Raw genomic sequence first — 24,471 nt, forward strand, 5'->3', positions numbered from 1 at the left:
TACACATGGAATGGCAACATTTACAATGCTTCTGGAACTTACAAGGATACTTTAGTAAATGGTGCTGGCTGCGATTCCATCGTAACCCTGACCCTGAACGTTAACCAGGCAGTAACCGGAACGCAAACTGAAATTATCTGCGCTAGCCAATTACCTTATACCTGGAACGGTAATACATACAACTCAGCGGGCACTTATAAGGATACATTAGTAAGTGCTTCTGGTTGTGATTCTATTGTAACCCTGACCCTGAACGTTAATCCGGCTGTAACTGGATCGGAAACCGCCACCATTTGTACCAACCAATTGCCATACACATGGAATGGCAATACCATTAACGCCGCCGGAACCTACAGAGACACTCTCACCAGCAGCAGTGGTTGTGATTCCATTATCAACCTCATCTTAACTGTAAATAGTGTTCTCAGAGATACCACCAGGGCAACTGTGTGTGCCAACCAACTGCCATACAATTGGAACGGCAACACCATCAACGCCGCTGGCACTTATAGAGATACCCTCACCAGTGGCGCCGGTTGCGATTCTATAATCAACCTCATCTTAACTGTAAATAGTGTTCTCAGAGATACCACCAGGGTAACTGTATGTGCCAACCAATTGCCATACAACTGGAATGGCAATACCATTAACGCCGCCGGAACCTACAGAGACACTCTCACCAGCAGCAGTGGTTGTGATTCCATTATCAACCTCATCTTAACTGTAAATAGTGTTCTCAGAGATACCACCAGGGCAACTGTGTGTGCCAACCAACTGCCATACAATTGGAACGGCAACACCATCAACGCCGCTGGCACTTATAGAGATACCCTCACCAGTGGCGCCGGTTGCGATTCTATAATCAACCTCATCTTAACTGTAAATAGTGTTCTCAGAGATACCACCAGGGTAACTGTATGTACCAACCAACTGCCATACAATTGGAATGGCAATACTATTAACGCCGCCGGAACCTATAGAGACACACTCACCAGCAACAGTGGTTGCGATTCTATAATCAACCTCATCTTAACTGTAAACAATGTACTCAGAGATACCACCAGGGCAACTGTATGTACCAACCAATTGCCATACAATTGGAACGGCAACACCATCAACGCGGCTGGCACTTATAGAGATACCCTCACCAGTGGCGCAGGTTGCGATTCTATAATCAACCTCATCTTAACTGTAAATAGTGTTCTCAGAGATACCTCCAGGGCAACTGTATGTACCAACCAATTGCCATATACCTGGAATGGTACGCAATACAACGCTGCTGGAACATACAAGGATACATTGACCAGTTCCGCCGGTTGTGATTCCATCAGCACATTAATCTTAACCGTAAACAATGTATTGAGCGACACAACCAGGACCATCATTTGCGCCAATCAGTTACCATACACCTGGAACGGCGCTCAATACAACGCCGCCGGTACTTACAGAGACACGCTCACCAGCACTGCCGGCTGTGATTCCATCAGCACATTAATTCTGACTGTAAACAATGTATTGAGCGACACGACCAGAACCACTATCTGCGCCAACCAACTTCCATACACCTGGAACGGTGCTCAATACAACACTGCAGGAACATACATAGACACGCTAACCAGCGGCGCCGGTTGCGATTCCATCAGCACACTCATTCTGACTGTAAACAATGTATTAACCGATACCACCAGAACTACCATTTGCGCCAACCAGTTACCATACACCTGGAATGGTACGCTATACAACGCTGCTGGAACATACATAGACACGCTGACCAGCACCGCCGGCTGTGATTCCATCAGCACACTCATTCTGACTGTAAACAATGTATTAACCGATACAACCAGAACAACTATCTGCGCCAATCAGTTACCATACACCTGGAACGGCGCTCAATACAACGCTGCTGGAACATACATAGACACGCTGACCAGCACCGCCGGTTGTGATTCCCTCAGCACATTAATCTTAACCGTAAACAATGTATTGAGCGACACGACCAGAACCACTATCTGCGCCAATCAGTTACCATATGCCTGGAATGGTACGCTATACAACGCTGCTGGCACATACAAGGATCCTTTGACCAGCACTGCCGGTTGCGATTCCCTCAGCACATTAATCCTGACTGTAAACAATGTATTAACCGATACAACCAGAATCACTATCTGCGCCAACCAGTTACCATACACCTGGAACGGCGCTCAATACAACGCCGCCGGTACTTACAGAGACACGCTCACCAGCACTGCCGGCTGTGATTCCATCAGCACATTAATTCTGACTGTAAACAATGTATTGAGCGATACAACCAGAACAACTATCTGCGCCAACCAGCTACCATACACCTGGAATGGTACGCTATACAACGCTGCTGGCACATACAAGGATACTTTGACCAGCACCGCCGGTTGTGATTCCCTCAGCACATTAATTTTAACAGTAAACAATGTATTAACCGATACCACCAGAACTACCATTTGCGCCAACCAGTTACCATACACCTGGAATGGTACGCTATACAACGCTGCTGGAACATACATAGACACGCTGACCAGCATCGCCGGCTGTGATTCCATCAGTACATTAATCCTGACCGTAAACAATGTATCAACCGATACCACCAGAACTACCATTTGCACCAATCAGTTACCATACACCTGGAATGGTACGCAATACAACGCTGCTGGCACATACAAGGATACTTTGACCAGCACTGCCGGTTGCGATTCCATCAGCACATTAATTCTGACTGTAAACAATGTATTAACCGATACCACCAGAACAACTATCTGCGCCAACCAACTTCCATACACCTGGAACGGTGCTCAATACAACGCTGCTGGAACATACATAGATACGCTGACCAGCACCGCCGGTTGCGATTCCATCAGCACATTAATCCTGACTGTAAACAATGTATTAACCGATACCACCAGAACTACCATTTGCGCCAACCAGTTACCATACACCTGGAACGGCGCCCAATACAACACTGCAGGAACATACATAGACACGCTGACCAGCGCCGGAGGTTGTGATTCCCTCAGCACATTAATTTTAACAGTAAACAATGTATTAACAGATACAACCAGAAAAACAATCTGCGCCAACCAATTGCCATACACCTGGAATGGTACGCTATACAACGGTGCTGGAACATACAAGGATTCATTGATCAGTGCCGCCGGCTGTGATTCCATCAGCACATTAATCTTAACCGTAAACAATGTATTAAGCGATACAACCAGAACCACTATCTGCGCCAACCAATTGCCATATACCTGGAATGGCATGCTATATAACGCTGCTGGCACTTACAGAGACACGCTGACCAGCAACAGTGGTTGCGATTCTATAATCAACCTCATCTTAACTGTAAACAATGTACTCAGAGATACCACCAGGGCAACTGTTTGTGCCAGCCAATTACCATACAACTGGAATGGCAATACCATTAACGCCGCCGGAACCTATAGAGACACACTCACCAGCAACAGTGGTTGCGATTCTATAATCAACCTCATCTTAACTGTAAACAATGTACTCAGAGATACCACCAGGGCAACTGTATGTGCCAACCAATTGCCATATACCTGGAATGGCATGCTATACAACGCTGCTGGCACTTACAGAGACACGCTGACCAGCACTGCCGGTTGTGATTCCATCAGCACATTAATCTTAACCGTAAACAATATATTAAGCGACACGACCAGAACTACCATTTGCGCCAACCAGTTACCATATACCTGGAATGGTACGCAATACAACGCTGCTGGAACATACATAGACACGCTAACCAGCACCGCCGGTTGTGATTCCATCAGCACATTAATCCTGACTGTAAACAATGTATTAACCGATACCACCAGAACAACTATTTGCGCCAATCAGTTACCATATACCTGGAATGGTACGCAATACAACGCTGCTGGCACTTACAGAGACACGCTGACCAGCACTGCCGGTTGTGATTCCATCAGCACATTAATCTTAACCGTAAACAATGTATTAACCGATACGACCAGAACCACTATCTGCGCCAACCAGCTACCATACACCTGGAACGGCGCTCAATATGCTGTTGCTGGCACTTACAGAGACACGCTAACCAGCACCGCCGGTTGCGATTCCATCAGCACATTAATCCTGACTGTAAACAATGTATTAACCGATACAACCAGAACCACTATCTGCGCCAACCAATTACCATACACCTGGAACGGTGCTCAATACAACACTGCAGGAACATACATAGACACGCTAACCAGCGGCGCCGGTTGCGATTCCCTCAGCACATTAATCCTGACTGTAAACAATGTATTGAGCGACACGACCAGAACCACTATCTGCGCCAATCAGTTACCATATACCTGGAACGGCGCTCAATACAACGCTGCTGGCACATACAAGGACACATTGATCAGCGGCGCCGGTTGTGATTCCATCAGCACATTAATCCTGACCGTATACAATGTATTAACCGATACAACCAGAACCACCATTTGTGCCAACCAGCTACCATACACCTGGAATGGTACGCTATACAACGCTGCAGGAACATACATAGACACGCTAACCAGCGGCGCCGGTTGCGATTCCATCAGCACACTCATTCTGACTGTAAACAATGTATTAAGCGACACGACCAGAACCACTATCTGCGCCAACCAGTTACCATATACCTGGAATGGCATGCTATACAACGCTGCTGGCACTTACAGAGACACGCTGACCAGCACTGCCGGTTGTGATTCCATCAGCACATTAATCCTGACCGTAAACAATGTATTGAGCGACACGACCAGAACCACTATCTGCGCCAACCAGTTACCATATACCTGGAATGGTACGCAATACAACGCTGCTGGAACTTACATAGACACGCTGACCAGCATCGCCGGCTGTGATTCCATCAGCACACTCATTCTGACTGTAAACAATGTATTAACCGATACCACCAGAACTACCATTTGCGCCAATCAGTTACCATACACCTGGAACGGCGCTCAATACAACGCTGCTGGAACATACAGAGACACGCTGACCAGCGCCGCCGGCTGTGATTCTATCAGCACATTAATCTTAACCGTAAACAATGTATTAAGCGACACGACCAGAACCACTATCTGCGCCAACCAATTGCCATACACCTGGAACGGCGCTCAATATGCTGTTGCTGGCACTTACAGAGACACGCTCACCAGCACCGCCGGTTGCGATTCCATCAGCACATTAATCCTGACCGTAAACAATGTATTGAACGATACAACCAGAATCACTATCTGCGCCAACCAACTTCCATACACCTGGAACGGTGCTCAATACAACGCTGCTGGCACTTATAAAGACACACTCACCAGCACTGCCGGTTGCGATTCCATCAGCACATTAATCCTGACCGTAAACAATGTATTAACCGATACAACCAGAACCACTATCTGCGCCAACCAATTGCCATACACCTGGAACGGCGCTCAATATGCTGTTGCTGGCACTTACAGAGACACGCTAACCAGCACCGCCGGTTGCGATTCCATCAGCACATTAATCCTGACCGTAAACAATGTATTGAACGATACAACCAGAACCACTATCTGCGCCAACCAATTGCCATACACCTGGAACGGTGCTCAATACAACGCTGCTGGCACTTATAAAGACACACTCACCAGCACTGCCGGTTGCGATTCCCTCAGCACATTAATCCTGACTATAAACAATGTATTAACCGATACCACCAGAACTACCATTTGCGCCAATCAGTTACCATACACCTGGAACGGCGCTCAATACAACGCTGCTGGCACTTATAAAGACACACTCACCAGCGCCGCCGGTTGTGATTCCATCAGCACATTAATCCTGACTGTAAACAATGTATTGAGCGACACGACCAGAACCACTATCTGCGCCAACCAATTGCCATACACCTGGAGTGGTAAAACCATTAACACCGCCGGTACTTACAGAGACACGCTCACCAGTGCCGCCGGCTGTGATTCCATCAGCACATTAATCTTAACCGTAAACAATGTATTGAGCGACACGACCAGAACCACTATCTGCGCCAACCAGCTACCATACACCTGGAACGGTGCTCAATACAACGCTGCTGGAACATACAAAGATACTTTGACCAGCACTGCCGGTTGCGATTCCATCAGCACATTAATCTTAACTGTAAACAATGTATTAACCGATACAACCAGAACCACTATCTGCGCCAACCAACTTCCATACACCTGGAACGGTGCTCAATACAACGCTGCTGGTACTTACAGAGACACGCTGACCAGCACTGCCGGTTGTGATTCCATCAGCACATTAATCTTAACCGTAAACAATATATTAAGCGACACGACCAGAACAACTATCTGCGCCAACCAGTTACCATATACCTGGAATGGTACGCAATACAACGCTGCTGGAACATACATAGACACGCTAACCAGCGGCGCCGGTTGCGATTCCATCAGCACACTCATTCTGACTGTAAACAATGTATTAACCGATACCACCAGAACTACCATTTGCGCCAACCAGTTACCATACACCTGGAACGGTGCTCAATACAACGCTGCTGGAACATACATAGACACGCTGACCAGCACCGCCGGTTGTGATTCCATCAGCACATTAATCCTGACTGTAAACAATGTATTAACCGATACAACCAGAACAACTATCTGCGCCAACCAGTTACCATACACCTGGAACGGCGCTCAATACAACGCCGCCGGTACTTACAGAGACACGCTCACCAGCACTGCCGGCTGTGATTCCATCAGCACATTAATTCTGACTGTAAACAATGTATTGAGCGACACGACCAGAACAACTATCTGTGCCAATCAGTTACCATATACCTGGAATGGTACGCAATACAACACTGCTGGAACATACAAGGATACTTTGACCAGCACCGCCGGTTGTGATTCCATCAGCACATTAATCTTAACCGTAAACAATGTATTGAGCGACACAACCAGGACCACCATTTGCGCCAACCAGTTACCATACACCTGGAATGGTGCTCAATACAACACTGCTGGCATTTACAAAGACACACTGACAAGTACCGTTGGTTGCGATTCTATTGTTACCTTATTGCTGACCGTGAAATCGTCACCTTCTAAAACAGAAAATATTTCTACTTGTGAAACTTCCTATAAATTACCCAACGGAGTTATTGCCTCTGCAAGTGGTGTTTACCAATCGAGCTTTACCAGTCAGGATGGATGCGATAGTATCGTTACCACTAACCTGACCTTGCAATCTTCGCCGAATTTAAATGTAAATAACCCGTCAGCCGATTGTAATCAAACTTCAATCGACCTTACTGCACAGACTATTACCGCAGGTAGCGATGCTGGCCTTAGCTTCACCTATTGGACAGACTCCAGCGCAACCAGGCCGCTGCCTGCTCCAAGAACAGTAAATGCCAGCGGCACTTACTATATCAAAGCTACAAATGCCGCAGGCTGTTACAGCATTAAACCTGTTGATGCCCGGCTGAACAGCAAGCCATCAGCCATTATCGCCGGTGGAAATATTTGTCCGGGAGCAAAAGCCAAATTAACCGTTACGCTTTCAGGTAAAGCGCCATTCAGTATAACCTATTTCGATGGAAATATCAGTCGCACAGTAGTTGGTATAACTACTTCCGTTTATCAAATTGAAGTGTCGCCATCTGCCAATACAACATACACCCTAACCAGCGTATCCGATGCCTTGTGCACCAATACTATGAATGCATCTGCTGCTGTAAACATAATCAAACCGCCTGCTTCCGTGAGGTATAATGAAGTAATTACTCCGGCAAATGTGTCAGCGCAATTGAAGGCGAGAGCGCTTGGCGGCAATTACTCCTATTTCTGGTCTCCGGCAATAGGTTTGAACACGAACGATATAATCAATCCGGTATTCAATTATGGGCAGCGGATGGATTATCTGATCTACATAACATCTGCTGATGGCTGTTTGGTTATAGATACACAAACAGTGAAAGTGATTGCCAGAACACAGGTGAATGAACCCCCTAACTTATGGGTGCCCACTGCCTGGTCGCCACATAACAAAGATGGTCATAATGATTTCCTCTATCCATTCCATGTGAATATTGTTGAATTGCGCTATTTCAGGGTGTTTAACCGTTGGGGTGAGCTGGTGTTTGAAACAAAGACATTAGATCATGGATGGGATGGCATCTATAAAGGTGTACAACAGGTGATGGATACCTATACCTGGACGGTTGAAGCAGTTGGAAATGATGGAACCGTATTCAAGAAAGCAGGTAATGCAATGTTGTTACGATAAAATTTTGTGTTATGAAACAGAAATTAACTTGGAAAGTAGTAGGGTTGTTGTTACTTATTCCTGGTTTCGGATGGTCCCAGGACCCAAGTTTTTCACAATTCTTTTCCTCTCCGTTAAATATCAATCCCGGGTTAACGGCTAACATCAATAGCAAATGGCGCCTGGTTACCAATTTCCGGGACCAGTGGATAGGCCCTGCCAGTCCGTATGCTACCGGAACGGTTTCTTTTGATAGCAAGATCATGAAAGATAAATTGCCTGAAACCAGTGTGCTGGGATTAGGCGGTATGCTTATGTATGATTATGCGCAGTCGGGTATTCATCAAAGTTTATATGGTTCAATGAATGTATCATATAACATTACGTTGTCTAATGACGTAGGTGATCACAGACTGGGAATAGGAGTAGGGGGCATTATTGCCAACAAGCGGATCTCATTTCACCGGCTTATTTATCCTGAACAATTTGTAGGAAATGGATTTGACACGAACCTGCCCTCCGGCGAAGCGGCCCTGTCAAACATGAAACCATATTTTTCTACCAGTGCAGGTGGTACCTACAGCTTTACAAACGACAGGAGCAATTTCGACATGGGGCTTGCGGTTTTTCATTTGAACCGGCCTAAGCAAACGGTACTCGATGATCCGAACAAGTACCTGGCTATGCGAAAAGTGGTGCATGCCAATTTCGAAACCTACCTCAATGATAATATATTGTTAAATACCAATGGTATTTACCAGGAACAATCAAAAGCCAGTTATTTTTCACTTGGCGGTGCATTAGGTTTTTTTATTAATGAAACAGGGGAAGACCAGATCTTCTACGTGGGTATGTGGTATTGGTCGAAGAATGCCATTATCCCATATATTGGGCTGCGATATAAAAACATGCAGTTCGGCTTAACCTATGATGTTACCATTTCAAAACTCAGTGAAGCTGAACAAAAACCGAAAACATTTGAACTTTCGTTTATTTTAAGAGGTGATGATCATAAGGATGGGATCATTTGGTGTCCATGGAAATAATGTAATTGAAATTAAAAGGTTAATGTAAATTACAGTTACATAACCTTTCTTACATGTTCTCTTTGCCACTTTTCTAAATACGGTGATATTGCTGGGCACTTTACAGGGTTTTATCGTTTGTTGCCTCCTGTTTTATGCAAAGAAGAATAAACTTTCAAATCGTTTATTGGCCAAACTGATCTTCCTGATGTCTGTTACGTTTTATTTATTGTTGTCGGTAAAATACCTGTCTAATTTAAAAGCGAAGAACCAGCTCAGCAACGACAGGTTGGCCACCTTTAAATGGATGCAGCAGTTTGTTTATATTTTTCTTGCCTTCCAGTTTATCTGGCTGCTCTATCTGATTCCGTACGTTATTCCGCGGTACACCAATTTTATGCTCGACACGTTTAAATGGTATCCGGTATATATTCCGCTGGCGATCATGATCTATTGGTTGGGGATCAAAGGATATCTCATTTCCTGGCAACAAGGCATCTCAAAAAAGAATGGTTCTATTCCATCAACAATTACCGGCGCCACAATTAACGAAGTGGTGTTGCTTTTAAGGAAATCCATGGAAGAGGATAAAATGTATCTGAATCCCGAGCTCAACCTCAATATACTGTCAATGCATACAGACATTGCGCAAAAAACAATTTCGGCCGTGTTGAACCAACACCTGCGAAAAAGTTTTAATGAATTCATTAACCATTACAGGGTAGAAGCAGTTAAGACAAAATTGCAGCTCTCTGAAACCAGTCACCTGACCATTGCCGGTATTGCCACGGATTGTGGGTTTAATTCACAAGCTACTTTTCAGCGCACTTTTAAGGACCTTACCGGCATGTCTCCTTCTGAATATCGTAAACTGGCACCCGCATTACGCTGATCAGGGAGCATTGATGGTCGAAATCCATCTCATATCCGGAATTGAGACGGACAATTCTTTTATACAAATTAAAATCATAAGAAGTTTGCATTCGCCTGTCATATAAAAATGGCGTCTGCATGAAATACATTTTATTTATTATGATCTCCTGTGGCGTGCTGGCCTGTAATTCCTCACGCAAACTCAATCGTTCAGTGCAACCGGTGACGGCGGCTGATAAAGTATGGAACCCTGCAAATGTGGCAGCTTTTGAAAAAAGACTGGAAGCTTTACGGCTGAGGTATAATATTCCGTCCCTGGCTATTGGTATCGTAAATGAAAAGCAACTGGTTGTGCAGGGTGGGTTAGGATATGCCGATATGAAAAAGCAGATCAAACCGGATGAAAATACCGTGTATCACCTGGCGTCCATTACAAAAACATTCGGGTCTATCATCCTCATGCAATTGGTAGAACAGGGTAAGGTGAGTTTGGATGACCCTATTTCAAAATATGGCATCAACCTGGGCGGAAGGTAGAGAAACGCTTTAGGATAAGCTCCTTTTTCTCACTGAGCCTGGATAAAGGCAGCTGCATGCCCAATATTAGTAAAAATGTGAGTATGACCCCATAAATTTTGCCGATCAGTGCCTGTAAGTGTTTTCCCACATACTTTGTATCCCGTGGAATCGTTAAGAATAAGTCATTATATGCAGCACGTATATATTTTTAGCGATCAGCAGTTATTTTTGTACCGGCATTGACCCGACCTTGTCATGAAACCCCAAACCAAATTGTCCATGAAAAGCAAAGTGCGAAGAAGGCTTGTTCGTTTCCTGTTAATACCGGTTATCTCTCTGGTGTTGTTGTTAGCAATAGCGTTTACCATTTTATACACCCAGCAACAGCGACTGGTTAAGCTGGCCGTAAAGGAGCTCAATAAAAAATTACCCGGCGCCATCTCAATAGAGGGAAGCAAGATCTCATTATTTCAAAATTTTCCATATATCTCTGTTCGGTTGAACAATGTGCGCTTCTACGCCACTAAAAGCACCGCTGGCAAACCATTGTTTTCCGCAGAGCGGCTTTTTGCCGGCTTTAGCCTGCCAGATATTCTGAAGCAAAATTATAAAGTGAAGGTGATCTTCATGAAGAACGGACACCTTGACCTGGTGGAGGAGAACAACGGCCAGTTGAATATTGTAGAGGCCAGCCGTATAAGCGCAGATACCACCACTATCACCGATACCTCTGATGCTGCGCTGAAACTGGATATTAAAAAGATCGTGCTGAAGAACATGGCGGTTTCTTATCTCGATAAACAAAGCGGCCGCCTGGTTGTTTCGAAAATTGAAAGAATTCAGTCTGCCCTCGAAAATGACAGCCTGAAACTGAATGCCGGACTAACCGGCAAGATGACGATTGATTATACCAGTCCCGGCAATACGATTCTTTTCCGCCAAAAACGCCTGGAAACAGATCTGGCGCTTTCCTATGAGTACAACTCGCAATTACTCAAATTAAGTAAAGGAAAGCTGAAAGTGGAAGATGCCGTTTTTAATATCACCGGTTCAGCCAGCTTACGGCAGAATAATAACTCTATTGATTTGAAGTTCTCGGGCGATAAGCCAGACCTGCAACATTTGTTTGCCTTTGCACCCGAATCGGTGGCCAAAGAATTAAAACATTTTCGCTATGATGGTCATGTGAACTTTGATGGATCGGTTAAAGGCAGTCTTGCCAGTGGAAAAATGCCCCGGGTAGAGGTGTCCTTCTCCCTCGTTAATGCCTGGCTGCATAATTCCCAATCTGATAAAAAACTGGATTCTCTGGCTTTTAAAGGCTATTATACCAACGGGGATGGACAAAACCTGAAAACCTCAGAGCTGCGCCTGCTGGGCATGCATGCAAAACCCGGTACCGGTGTGTTCGATGGAAACTTTATTATGCGCAATTTTGAGAACCCGAAAATTCTCATGCAGGTAAATTCGAACCTGGAGCTGGAATTTATCGGCGCCTTCCTTGGTATAAAAGATCTGCAACGCCTAACGGGGCAGATCAGCCTTAAAATGAATTTTAAAGAACTGGTTGATATCAGTACGCCCGAACAATCGATGGGTAAGCTCACCGAGGGCGTACAAAGCGAACTTGCTGTGCGCAATCTTACCTTCCGCATACCCAATTATCCGCACAACGTTGAGCGTTTGAACCTGCATGCCAATATGAAGAATGGTTTTGTGCGGCTCGATTCTCTGGTTTGTAATATTGGTCATTCTGATTTTTATGTAGATGGATCGCTGAGCGACCTGCCCGCGATCTTTCATCAGCAAAGCAAACCGGTTGTAGCTACACTGAATGCGCGCAGCAAAAAAATGATCATGCGGGAGCTGCTGAACATCGATACTACCAAACACCGGAGAGGAAAAGAAGAAATATATGGATTTACGGTAGGCCTGTCGCTCGAAACATCGGTGAATGAACTGTTGCACCCCAAACCATTGCCAAAGGGAGTGATGAAGCTGGAACACCTCAATGCATCTTTTAAAAGATATCCGCATGCCTTTCACGAGTTTGGCGCACTATTAACGATCAGCGATACCACCTTGCGGTTGAAAAATTTTGGCGGGCACATCGATAGCTCCGATATCCTGTTCAGCGGCCGCGTGAATAACTACGCCTTGTGGTTCGACAAAGTTAAAAAGGGGAGAACAGAGATCGCCTTTGACCTGAAGTCGCAACGACTGGCTATGAAAGACCTGTTGGGCCGTAAGACAAAGAAAATGGTGCCGAAAGATTATCACGATGAAGTGGCTACCAACCTCTGGCTGCGTTCCAAGACCATGCTGCGGTACGATTCTGTATTTAAATTCGCCAATGTAAAAATTGCCAATATTTCCGGGCAGCTTACAAAGCATGCCTTTCAATTAGACAGCATCAAAGGCAATGTGAAATTCAATACCGATAATTTTATTAAGATCGATACCCTGCGTGGCAAGATCGGTCGCAGTGATTTTGATCTAAGCATGCGGTTGTACACCGGTAAGGACAGCGCCAGAAGAATGAAAGAAAATTACCTGAAGTTTTCTTCGAACTTCCTGGATGTTGACCAATTGACGAATTACAGATTGACCGCAAAACAGGAAGTGGCAGCGAACGTAGTAACCGATTCAATAGGGACGGCTGTTCCAAACGCACGTACAGCTTCCTCTTCTGTGCATGCCAAAGCATTTAATGTTTTCCAGATGCCATTCCTTGATTTTAATGCTACGGTGAATGTGGGCAAAATAAAATACCGCCGGTTGTGGTTGAAAAACCTTTCCACCAATGTGCGGATGCTGGAAAACCATCACCTGTACCTGGATACGCTGCACCTTGAAATGGCCGGTGGCAAGATAGATGCCCGCGCACACTTTAATGGTAATAATCCGGAAAAGATCTACTTAAGAAGCCGCATCAAGGTAGATAATATCGATTTGGAAAAAATGATGCTGAAGCTGGATTACTTTGGCCAGGACTATGTTATCAATAAAAATATCAAGGGCCGGTTAAGCGGACAGATCAAAGGGTATATGCGGGTACATCCTGATCTTACGCCGCTATTAGATCAATCGAAGGCGGAGCTCGATGTAAATATTTACAACGGAACGCTGATCAATTTTGCGCCTATGGCCGCCATGTCGTCATATTTCAAGGACAAGAACCTGAAGATGATCCGCTTCGATACATTGCACAATGTGCTTACATTTAAAGATGCTACCTTGTCCATACCGGCCATGAATATCAATTCATCGCTGGGCTTTATGGAAATCTCCGGCACCCAGTCGCTCGATATGAAAATGGCGTACTATGTGCGTATTCCCCTGAAAATGGTGACGCAGGTAGGTTTTCGAATGCTGTTTAATAAGAAAAAAGAAGAAGTGGATCCCGACCAGGTAGACGCGATCGAATACCGGGATAAGGATAAGCGAATCCGCTTTATGAACCTCACCATCACCGGAACGCCCGATGATTATAAAGTACATTTAGGCAAGCCGAAGAAAGCATAAGAAAAAGTATGATAAAATTGCACCGAGAACCAGTCATCGGTTAACGGTGCAGTGATTTCAAGGGAAACGCTTTGAAAAAAAATTCCTTGATCATGTTTTATTATAACAACGATTGAATACTCAAAACAGGGGCAACTACAAATAAAAAACCCCATCGTGGTATGGGGTTTTTGGGTTTAATAATTTGCACTAACAAGAGTCTGTGTGTGCGACTTTTCACAAGATAGGATCCTCATTTCACAGGATTGGACCATCTCATAAGATATCGGAAAAAACGGGGCCACCATAGGAATTACAGGGAATCTCTAGAGCTTATCAAATATAATAAGTAATTAAATTATAGTAAAGAACTGAATGAAGATTGTTTTATGGCTAAAACCATTTTCAAAAAAAAATATTTATTTAAGCGTTTTTGTTACAATTCATTAAAGAGGATAATTCAAAAAACGTGACTTGGGTCAATAAATTTCAACACAAAAAATAGTTACATAATTGGTTAATGAAACAACTAAATTATTGTAATCATTAAAATATAGCGGCGCTATACCTATAAGAAATGGAGGTTGAACTTTAATTAAATGTTGCCAAGACAGGGATTGATATATCATTTCTTAAACTGCCGCCGCATCACCCATAGCACAGGCTGTTATTAATTGGATAACGCCATCCAGTTCTATGTTAATGCCTTTGTGCAAACAACTTCAAAGCATCGCTGCGTTCTTCAAGGGCAGCCAATGCAACCGCACGCAGACCATGTTTCTCCAGCAAGGGATCGTCCATTTGTCATGAACCCCGAATTGGGATCTGCACCAGCAACCATTCTGCTTCCTCCATCGAATCATGCCAGGTGGCCGCTTTAATAAACGCTGTGCGTCTTTCTTCATTCATGAGGTGCTATTTCCGCTATTACTAATTAATTAAAAAACCATAAGCTGAACAGAAGTTTATTTTTGCAAAGAGAAAGGAGATCAGATCTGGGGTGTTTTTTTAATATAACCTGTAAAATAATTTTTCATTGCGATAGTCCTATTCAACCGTTCCCGCTTCTATTTAGTAAACCAGCCAGTATTAAACCATGAAAAGAATTTTATCCCTATGGATGCTCATTGGTTGCTGCTTAATGCAAACAGTAAAGTTGCAAGCGCAGGATATAAGCAAAATGACCATCAGTATTGAACTGAAAAATGTAACACTTGCAGAGGCTTTCAGTAAAATTGAAAGTCTTACCTCCCTGAAATTTAATTATAAAACGGCAGATGTAGCTGACGTAAAAGGGATCACTTATCAGCAACAAAAAGTTGCTGTAAAAAAGGTATTGAACGACCTGTTGTCCAATACTTCCTTGCAATATGAACAGTTACAGCAATACATCATTGTAAAAAAGCGGCCGCAACAACCGGCTGGTAAAAAAGGAAAGCTATCGGTTACGGGTATGGTAAAAGAAGCCATCACGGGAGAACCGCTGCCATATGTAAATATTGCCATAGCAGGCCTGCCTGGCGGGTTTGTTACCAATGCAGCAGGATTATTTACGATACATGATCTTCCTGATACAACGGTATTGATCTTTACTGCCATCGGACACCAACTGGTACAATACCCATTGTATGGAGCCCAGGCAGGATCTGTGATAACTGTTGAAATGAAAACAGCAAGTCGCGATCTTGGCCAGGTAACCATAGCTCATAAAAAGAGCAATACGTTTAAGCTGAACCAGCAACCAGGTATGCTAAAACTATCGGTGGCCAATATTGCCACTTTACCGCGGATTGGCGAAAAGGATATCTTTCGCTCATTTCAGTTAATGCCGGGTATTAGTGCCGGCAATGAGCAATCTGCCGGTTTGTATGTTCGTGGCGGTACGCCCGATCAAAACCTGATCCTGTTCGATGGATTTACAGTTTATAATGTCGATCACCTGTATGGCTTTTTCAGCACCTTCAATGCCAATGCCATCAAAGATGTACAATTGTTTAAAAGTGGTTTTGACGCAAAATACGGCGGCCGTTTATCGGCACTGGCCGAGATCACCGGCAAAGAAGGCAACCGGAATCATTTTAATGCCGGAGTTGATCTGGGTCTTTTAAGCGCCAGCGCATTTGCTGAAACTCCCATTGGTAAAAAGATAACAGCCCTGGCTTCTTTCCGCCGCAGTTTTAAAACCCCTTTATATGACACCCTGCTTAATCATGCCAGGACCGATAAAACATCGCTGGACAATGGTACGGTAAAACTGGACCGGGCCCGCGGCACCACGAAGCTGGTGTCTGGCTTTGATGATATGAACGTGAAGCTAACGTACAGGCCAACCGAAAAAGACGGTATCAGTGCCAGCTTTTATCATGGTAAAGACCAGTTGAACAACCACATCGAGGCGGAAAGTGATGAAAATACAGCGTTTTTTACCAGTACTACCGATAATACTCAATGGGGCAATACAGGGGCCAGTCTGAAATGGAACCATAAATGGAATGCGGAATTATTCTCAACCGCGCTGATCAGTTATTCCAATTATTTCAGCGACCGCACAGCCAATACCAGGCAGATCCTCGTTGACACCATTCAGGGTGACAAGATCATTGAAACGGGTTTTGCAGAGAACAATGACCTGAAAGATTATACGCTGAAAGCCGGGTTTGAATGGATGCCCAATGCCACGCATACCATCAGCGGGGGCATTCAGCTAACCCGGAATCACATTTCATACCAATACATAAGGAACGATTCGCTCGCCTATATAACCCGCGATTCAAAAGGAAATACCAATGCAGTATACATACAGGATAAACTAAGGTTACTGAATGGCAGGCTGGTATTTACCCCAGGCATACGTATTTCACATTTTGATGCAACCAGCTCCCTGTACCACGAACCGCGTTTAACTGTTACTTATGATCTCAGCAGCAATATAAAACTAAAGGGATCAGCCGGGCAGTATTATCAGTTTGCCAAGCGGGTGATACGGGAAGATATCCTGAATGGAAATCGAGATTTCTGGGTACTGGCCGATAATGAAAAGTTACCGGTAAGCAGTTCCCGGCAAGTTATGGCAGGCGCCAGTTGGGAAAACAACGATCTCCTGGTTGATGTGGAAGCCTGGTACAAAAAATTGCGTGGGCTCAGTGAGTATACCCTGCGTTACCAACCCAACCCCGATCGTGCGGAATATGAAGAACTGTTTTACGAAGGCACCGGTTATGCACAGGGTATTGATGTGCTGTTGCAAAAGAAATTCGGCAAATACACCGGCTGGATAGCCTATACTTTATCAACAGTAAAAAATAATTTTCCTGTATACGGGCCCAACAACTTTTTTGCATCCAACGATGTCAGGAATGAATGCAAGATCATTCAGATGTACAGCCTGAAACGATGGGATTTTGCTATTACCTGGTTGTACCTTACCGGCAAACCCTATACAGCACCAACTGGTGGCTATCAGATTTCATTGCCCGATGGCACTATCAGAAACCTCCTGATCGTATCAGATAAGAATACCTTGCGTTTGCCCGATTATCACCGGTTGGATGCGGCCGTTAACTGGCATTTTGGAAAACCGGGCAAACGGAATGGCACCATCGGATTATCTGTTTTCAATGCTTATAACCGGCGTAACCTCTGGTATAAGAATTTCCAGATCGTAACCAGCCAGATCGTAGAATCAAACATTAATTACCTGGGTATTACCCCCAACCTGAATGTTTCCTTTAAATGGAGATAGGTTGTAACCACTTAATACAAAAAGTATATGAGAAAAATTATAATAGTTCTAATGGTCATTCTAAACAGTTGCATCAAACAAAGTGAACGAAATCCTGTACCTCAGGCAATAGTGGAAGGTTATGTGTCGCCCGGCAAAGGCGTTTCCATAAAGATCACGCAGGAAATTACCGCTGGCGCTATAGACACCCTGATACCCCTAAATGATCTAAAAGTGAAGATCGATAAGAACCGTGTTCCTTACACGCTGTCCTATATGGGAAAAGGAATATATGCCAATCCCGACATGGTCATCAGCGAAGGAGATACCTGCAGATTATATTTTGGGTATAACGGAGTAGAGGTAACCGGTTATACCATTGTACCCACCCGGCCAACCGGTTTTACCTGTTCATCACAAACAGTTAAATACAAGGCATGGGGAAATAGTGTATCACCTGAACTGCTGGAATTCACATGGGATAACCGGGAGATGGAATACCACACGGTGATTATTAAAAACGTGGAAACAGGTAACCGCCAGGTGCTTATAGCTAATCACACGAAAAAAGACCATAATATATTTACAGCCCCTTCGCTGGAGCATAAAGCGTCGATTCCCACCTATGAAAACTTTTTCTGGCTAGGGAAACACGAGGTGATCCTGTACAAAATATTGCCTGAATATGCGATATTATTCAATGAACCCGACAATAGTTCACAAAACCTTGTTTCTGCTCCTACGAATATTAAACACGGACATGGTATTTTCACTGGTGTAAGCACGTCAGATACATTACAGCTAACCGTTTCTTACTTTTGATGGAAAATCTGTTTTGCTTGGCTGCTGATAACAAAAATGCCGTATCATATAACGAAAAAATACTGTTTTCCCAGGTGGCGGAAGGGAACGAGTATGCCTTTGGTAAGTTGTTCAATTTATTTCTACCCAAGCTGTACCCATTTATTTTAAAACTCACCAGGTCGGAAGCGGCTGTTCAGGAGATCATCCAGGAAACTTTCATCAGGGTATGGTTGAACAGGGACAAGTTGGAGGAAATAAATAATCCGGGTGGCTGGTTGTATAAAGTTGCATCTAATGAGTGTTATAGTTATATGCGGAAAAATGCGTTGAACAATAAATTTTCTTATGCCATCGCATCAGCATTGGAGCCGGTACAACAAACGGAAGAAGACCTTGATCTGAAAGAATTGAACCGGCTTATTCACGATGCCGTCAATGAGTTACCGGAACAGCGCAAAAGGATCTATCAAATGAGCCGTAACCAGGGAAAAAGTATTCCGGAGATCGCTTCGGAGCTGCGTTTGTCCACCAATACGGTTAAGAATGCACTGGTTACTGCATTGAAGTTTATCAGGAAATACCTCGACAAATACGATGTTATATTGTCGATCATCTTCCTGCTTTACAGAATATAAAAATTTCTCAGCAATAGCCATAACTAATTGCTTATGATTCTTAATACAGTAAATGATCACCAATGGAAAATCAACGATTGACCTACCTGCTTCAGCAGCACCTCGCTGATAAAGCAACCCGGCAGGAACAGCAGGAATTGTTGGCCTTGCTGCAAGCCGATACCAATGGTGAGGAAGTAAGATCTGTTATCGCCGAATTAATGCAGGCGGAAACCCCTGTGATCCCCGTTCACCAGGAATCCTGGCAGGCAATGGTACAGGGTATTGTCAATGTCGATAAAACCCCTTTGCAGGCGCCTGTAAGAACTTCCGGGATAGTTTGGTTGTACCGGTGCTGTGCTGCCGCAATAGTGATAATAGCGAGTATGGGGCTGTATTATTTCTTGATCAGAAAATCACCTGCTCCTGTTGCCCAGAACACGCCGATGCATTTTAATGAAATAACCACCGCGCCTGGTGATCAAAAAGAAGTCGTGTTGCCCGATGGTAGTCACCTGTGGTTGCATTCAGCCTCTTCCATTCGATATCCTGATTCGTTTTCAGACAGGGAGCGAACAGTAACCCTTTCCGGGGAAGCCTGGTTTGATGTAGAACATGCTGATAAAATTCCATTCGTTATCCATACCGGTGAAATAACTACCCAGGTTATAGGAACAGCCTTTGATATCAAGGCATATCCCGCACAAAAAAATATTATAGTTTCTGTGCAACGGGGAAAGGTGAGGGTTTCGGCAGGAAATCAAATGCTGGCCAACCTGGAAAAGGGAAAGCAGGTAAGGATCACCGGAACTACCGCTGAATTAAGGAATATCGACATTGCCCATATTGCCGCCTGGAAATCGGGCAACCTGTATTATAAAGATGAAATGCTTGCCGATATTATTGCCGACCTGCAACGGGTTTTTAATGTATCTATTCAGGTAAAACGCAATACACTGAAAGAGGTGGTTACTACCGCGGCCTTTAACAAAGATATTGGCATACGGCAGGCACTTGATATCCTTTGCCGCATAACCGACGGGCGGCTTTCCCAAAAGAACGGTATATACATAATAGAGTAGGGGTCGTGTCGTGTAGCCTGGCCGCGTTGCGTTGTCAAAAGTATATGCCGTATCTTTGCAACATGCAATTGTATATAAAAAATATGGTTTGTGATCGTTGCATCCTGGTTATAAAGGAACAACTGGAAAAAACGGGCATTGCTTATAATAATGTTAATTTAGGTGAAGTTGAGCTTGATAAAGAACCGACCCCCGAACAACTGGAAACCTTAAACAAGAACCTTACCGCCATAGGCTTTGAATTGCTCGATGATAAAAAAGACAAACTGGTTGAAAAAATAAAGAACATCATTATCTCCCTTATACATAGAAGTGAAGACAGCCGGAATAAGAAATTGTCTGCCATTCTCGAAGAAAAGCTGCAACTGGATTATCATTACCTGTCGAACCTGTTTTCTTCCATGGAGGGCATCACCATTGAAAAATACTCCATTCGCCAGCGGATTGAACGGGTAAAAGAACTGCTTACGTATAATGAATTAAGTCTTAGTGAAATTGCTGAACAAATGGATTACAGCAGTGTTCAACACCTTTCCCAACAGTTTAAGAAAGAAACCGGGCTAACGCCTACCAAATTCCGCGAATTAAAAGATAACATTCGCAAACCTTTAGACAAGGTATAGGGCTCCTCACCGCTGTTTCTTAAAATTATATACATCAGCCGCTGAATGTTATAACAATGGAGTACGGGCATAATAGGAATTTTGTGGAAAGGATTTCTCTATGTCAACTACAACCATTGAAAAAGACCAAAAGACAATAGTTCACAGCCAAACGGTAAAGAAAACCTTTCCTGTGCTGGATATGACCTGTGCCGCCTGTGCAATAAGTGTTGAATCGATGTTAAAATCGGTAACAGGGGTAGCAGGTGCAGGCGTGAATTTTGCCAATCAAACCGCCTGGGTTGAATATGACCCGGCCATTGCCACAACCGCCGATTTACAAAAAACAGTTCGCTCTATTGGCTATGACCTCGTAATAGATGAAGCCAATAGTACCGAAATAAAAGAAGCTGCCCGGCAGGACCATTACGAATCCCTGAAGCAGCGAACAATCTGGGCATCCATCTTATCGCTTCCCATTGTTATTATTGGCATGTTCTTCATGAATATGCCGTATGGTAACTATATCTCCATGGCGCTAACGGTTCCCGTTATAGGCTGGTTCGGCCGTTCATTCTTTATAAATGCCTGGAAGCAGGCCCGGCATGGTAAAGCCAATATGGATACCCTGGTAGCCCTCAGCACCGGTATTGCCTTTGTATTTAGCGCGTTCAATACCATCAATCCCGATTTCTGGCATGCTCGCGGTATTCACCCGCATGTTTATTATGAAGCCGCCTCCGTGATCATCGCCTTTATTTCATTGGGTAAATTACTGGAAGAAAGAGCCAAATACAACACGTCATCGGCAATAAAAAAACTGATGGGTTTACAGCCAAAAACAGTACGCGTGGTGATGGAGGGCAAAGAACAGGAAATACCCGTTTCGGCTGTGCTACCGGGGCATACCATCCTGGTTAGGCCGGGTGAAAAAATTCCTGTTGATGGCATCGTTACTTCCGGTTCTTCCTATGTTGATGAAAGTATGATCACCGGTGAACCGGTGCCTGTGCAAAAAAGATCAGCCAGCAAAGTATTTGCCGGTACAGTGAATCAAAAAGGCAGTTTTCAATTCCAGGCGCAGAAAGTGGGGAATGATACCATGCTGGCCCATATTATTAAAATGGTACAGGAAGCCCAGGGCAGCAAAGCACCCGTGCAAAAACTGGTTGATAAAATTGCCGGCATCTTTGTACCGGTAGTAATCGGTATTGCCATACTCACATTTGTGGTTTGGCTGATAGCTGGGGGCGATAACGCATTTACCAATGCGTTGCTCACTTCTGTAACCGTGTTGGTTATTGCTTGTCCCTGTGCCCTGGGCCTGGCAACACCTACAGCTATTATGGTGGGTATAGGAAAAGGAGCAGAGCATAATATGCTGATCAAAGATGCCGAAAGCCTGGAGCTCGCTTATAAAGTAAATACGATCATATTAGATAAAACCGGGACCATTACGGAAGGTAAACCGGTTGTTTCCCAAATGGTATGGCTTCCGGGTGCTGAAAATAACAAGGTGCTGAAGCAAATCCTGTACAGCCTGGAAATTCAATCGGAGCATCCGCTGGCCGAAGCAGTTATTAATGAATTGAAAAAGGAAGGAGTGACTGCCGGTGAAGTAACAAACTTCGAGAGCGTTACGGCACGTGGCGTTACCGGCGTGCATAACGGTAAACGGTACTTTGCAGGTAACCAGCAACTCATCGATGAGAACGGTATTTCCCATGTTGCGCTGGTTCAACCCGCATTGCTTTTGCAAAAACAGGCTAACACCGTTGTATATTTTGCCGATCAACACCAGGTGCTGGCCATAATAGCTATTGCCGATAAAATAAAAGCTACTTCGGCAAAGGCCGTACAGCAATTGATGAACATGGGCATCGGGGTGTACATGTTAACCGGCGATAATGAGCAAACCGCCGCGGCTGTTGCTGCAGAGGTGGGGATCACCCATTATGCCGCCGGTATGCTTCCTGATGGGAAGGCCGATTTCGTTAAAAAATTACAACTACAAAATAAGGTAGTGGCCATGGTAGGCGATGGTATTAACGATTCTCATGCGCTGGCTCAGGCCGATGTAAGTATCGCTATGGGCAAGGGATCTGATATTGCGATGGACGTAGCTAAAATGACGCTCATCACTTCTGACCTGCAGTCGATACCCAAAGCGCTGGTGCTTTCCCGTAAAACGGTACGCACCATTCGGCAAAACCTGTTCTGGGCCTTTATTTATAACCTCATCGGTATACCGCTGGCAGCAGGAGTGCTGTATCCGGTCAACGGATTTTTGCTGAACCCGATGATAGCCGGTGCTGCCATGGCATTAAGTTCGGTTTCAGTAGTAACCAATAGTTTAAGATTAAGATCAACAAAATTGTAAAAAACACATAGTATGGAAACATTAAAATTCAAGACGACCATTAAATGTAGTGGCTGTGTGGCCAATGTTACCCCGTTCCTGAATAAAACGGCAGGGGAAGATAACTGGAATGTAGATACGCAGTCACCTGATAAGGTGTTAACCATCAGCTCCGGTGATAAAGTAAATGAAACGGAGGTGATCAAGTCCATCCAGGAAGCAGGCTATAAAGCTGAGAAGATCAGTTAAGCTGTTTTGCGGCATAAATTGACTACAGGGGACACGTTGCATACCGGTCGTGAGGCGCGTTGCAATGTGTTCCCTTAATTTTTTTCAATTAGGAGTAATGGGCTTTATTGTTGAATAAACCGGTTAACTGGTTCAGCAGAATTTTTATATTCTCCGGTTTATGTATACAGCAGGAGGCGCCTAACTCCATGGCTGCCTGGTGATCATCTTCGCTGATAAAAGTTGAATATATTACAAATACAGCATGTTGCAACTGAGTAATTTGTTTCAATTGTTTCAAGCAGCAGATGCCATTGTAGCGAGGCATATTGATATCTATAAAAACAAAATCAGGTTGGTGTTCCTTCACCATAATTTTAGCCTGATCTAAACCATTCGCCCAAATGCACCGGTAATTAAATTCAGTCATTTCCAGCGCCATTTTAATAATGTAGAATTCCTCTTCATCATCGTCTACCAGTAAGATTGTTTTTTGCATAACCATCTTTTGACAAGGTTATTTATTTAAAAACACAAATTGCAATAATACGAGTATGGAAATTACCCGCCACTACACCTGGCATTGGTGGTAATTCATTATTTTTCGGGAGGCAAGCGTTGCATTATCCAATGCCTGTGTCTAAACAAGACTCACGTATAAAATCAATAAGGGTTGATGAAATGGATAATATACAATAAGAGAAAAGATGTATGTACAAACGGATGTGGTATTACCGCAGGTGATATAAAGATAAAACTTCGAAATGAGTAAAAAAATTATTTTACATTTCTATCTCATCATTTTATATGATTTTTTTGGCGGTGGTATGATTTTTTGAGCA

At 44.1% G+C, this 24,471-nt stretch carries 13 protein-coding genes; 12 read left to right on the top strand and 1 reads right to left on the bottom strand.

What is annotated here, in order from left to right; all coding sequences use genetic code 11:
- From FAM09_RS29805 to FAM09_RS29860, 12 genes are all read left to right on the top strand, one after another.
- Positions 1-8,319 (top strand): T9SS type B sorting domain-containing protein (locus tag FAM09_RS29805; protein WP_208025683.1); only part of this gene is annotated, 8,319 nt, incomplete at its 5' end.
- 11 nt (positions 8,320-8,330) lie between these two features.
- Positions 8,331-9,344, top strand: a complete 1,014-nt coding sequence (locus tag FAM09_RS29810) for a PorP/SprF family type IX secretion system membrane protein (protein ID WP_136580833.1) — start codon at positions 8,331-8,333, stop codon at positions 9,342-9,344.
- A 187-nt stretch (positions 9,345-9,531) separates the two neighbouring features.
- A complete protein-coding gene (locus tag FAM09_RS29815) occupies positions 9,532-10,215 on the top strand; it encodes an AraC family transcriptional regulator (protein ID WP_136580834.1) in 684 nt (227 codons plus the stop codon).
- 119 nt (positions 10,216-10,334) lie between these two features.
- The gene (locus FAM09_RS29820) at positions 10,335-10,733 is read left to right on the top strand and encodes a serine hydrolase domain-containing protein (RefSeq protein WP_136580835.1); all 399 of its coding nucleotides are present in this window, start codon (positions 10,335-10,337) and stop codon (positions 10,731-10,733) included.
- 261 nt (positions 10,734-10,994) lie between these two features.
- Positions 10,995-14,240 carry an AsmA family protein gene (locus FAM09_RS29825; RefSeq protein WP_136580836.1) on the top strand — a complete coding sequence of 1,082 codons (3,246 nt, stop codon included), beginning with the start codon at positions 10,995-10,997 and terminating at the stop codon, positions 14,238-14,240.
- Between the two features lie 1,075 nt (positions 14,241-15,315).
- The gene (locus tag FAM09_RS29830; RefSeq protein ID WP_136580837.1) at positions 15,316-17,961 is read left to right on the top strand and encodes a TonB-dependent receptor; all 2,646 of its coding nucleotides are present in this window, start codon (positions 15,316-15,318) and stop codon (positions 17,959-17,961) included.
- 27 nt (positions 17,962-17,988) lie between these two features.
- Positions 17,989-18,762: a DUF4249 family protein gene (locus FAM09_RS29835; RefSeq protein ID WP_136580838.1), complete on the top strand. Its 774-nt coding sequence runs from the start codon at positions 17,989-17,991 to the stop codon at positions 18,760-18,762.
- 17 nt (positions 18,763-18,779) lie between these two features.
- A complete protein-coding gene (locus tag FAM09_RS29840) occupies positions 18,780-19,379 on the top strand; it encodes an RNA polymerase sigma factor (protein WP_166437316.1) in 600 nt (199 codons plus the stop codon).
- A gap of 62 nt (positions 19,380-19,441) precedes the next feature.
- Complete coding sequence (locus tag FAM09_RS29845; protein WP_136580840.1) at positions 19,442-20,440, top strand: FecR family protein; 999 nt, start codon at positions 19,442-19,444, stop codon at positions 20,438-20,440.
- Positions 20,441-20,502: 62 nt separating this feature from the next.
- Positions 20,503-21,063: a helix-turn-helix domain-containing protein gene (locus FAM09_RS29850; protein WP_136580841.1), complete on the top strand. Its 561-nt coding sequence runs from the start codon at positions 20,503-20,505 to the stop codon at positions 21,061-21,063.
- A gap of 100 nt (positions 21,064-21,163) precedes the next feature.
- On the top strand, positions 21,164-23,422 hold the full coding sequence (locus tag FAM09_RS29855) for a heavy metal translocating P-type ATPase (RefSeq protein ID WP_136580842.1): 2,259 nt from the start codon (positions 21,164-21,166) through the stop codon (positions 23,420-23,422).
- Positions 23,423-23,434: 12 nt separating this feature from the next.
- Positions 23,435-23,650, top strand: coding sequence for a heavy-metal-associated domain-containing protein (locus tag FAM09_RS29860; protein ID WP_136580843.1), 216 nt, complete (start codon positions 23,435-23,437; stop codon positions 23,648-23,650).
- A gap of 88 nt (positions 23,651-23,738) precedes the next feature.
- On the opposite strand, the gene FAM09_RS29865 is transcribed toward FAM09_RS29860, so the two are convergent.
- A complete protein-coding gene (locus FAM09_RS29865; protein ID WP_166437317.1) occupies positions 23,739-24,128 on the bottom strand; it encodes a response regulator in 390 nt (129 codons plus the stop codon).
- Positions 24,129-24,471 lie beyond the last annotated feature (343 nt).

This window comes from Niastella caeni (assembly GCF_004834005.1).
GTDB classification, from domain to species: Bacteria; Bacteroidota; Bacteroidia; order Chitinophagales; family Chitinophagaceae; genus Niastella; species Niastella caeni.

Excerpts from the sequence above, each read along its gene's own strand:
- FAM09_RS29810 (WP_136580833.1), top strand. The coding sequence starts at position 8,331 with ATGAAACAGAAATTAACTTGGAAAGTAGTAGGGTTGTTGTTACTTATT.
- FAM09_RS29815 (WP_136580834.1), top strand. The coding sequence starts at position 9,532 with ATGTCTGTTACGTTTTATTTATTGTTGTCGGTAAAATACCTGTCTAAT.
- FAM09_RS29820 (WP_136580835.1), top strand. The coding sequence starts at position 10,335 with ATGAAATACATTTTATTTATTATGATCTCCTGTGGCGTGCTGGCCTGT.
- FAM09_RS29825 (WP_136580836.1), top strand. The coding sequence starts at position 10,995 with ATGAAAAGCAAAGTGCGAAGAAGGCTTGTTCGTTTCCTGTTAATACCG.
- FAM09_RS29830 (WP_136580837.1), top strand. The coding sequence starts at position 15,316 with ATGAAAAGAATTTTATCCCTATGGATGCTCATTGGTTGCTGCTTAATG.
- FAM09_RS29835 (WP_136580838.1), top strand. The coding sequence starts at position 17,989 with ATGAGAAAAATTATAATAGTTCTAATGGTCATTCTAAACAGTTGCATC.
- FAM09_RS29845 (WP_136580840.1), top strand. The coding sequence starts at position 19,442 with ATGGAAAATCAACGATTGACCTACCTGCTTCAGCAGCACCTCGCTGAT.
- FAM09_RS29850 (WP_136580841.1), top strand. The coding sequence starts at position 20,503 with ATGCAATTGTATATAAAAAATATGGTTTGTGATCGTTGCATCCTGGTT.
- FAM09_RS29855 (WP_136580842.1), top strand. The coding sequence starts at position 21,164 with ATGTCAACTACAACCATTGAAAAAGACCAAAAGACAATAGTTCACAGC.
- FAM09_RS29860 (WP_136580843.1), top strand. The coding sequence starts at position 23,435 with ATGGAAACATTAAAATTCAAGACGACCATTAAATGTAGTGGCTGTGTG.
- FAM09_RS29865 (WP_166437317.1), bottom strand. The coding sequence starts at position 24,128 with ATGCAAAAAACAATCTTACTGGTAGACGATGATGAAGAGGAATTCTAC.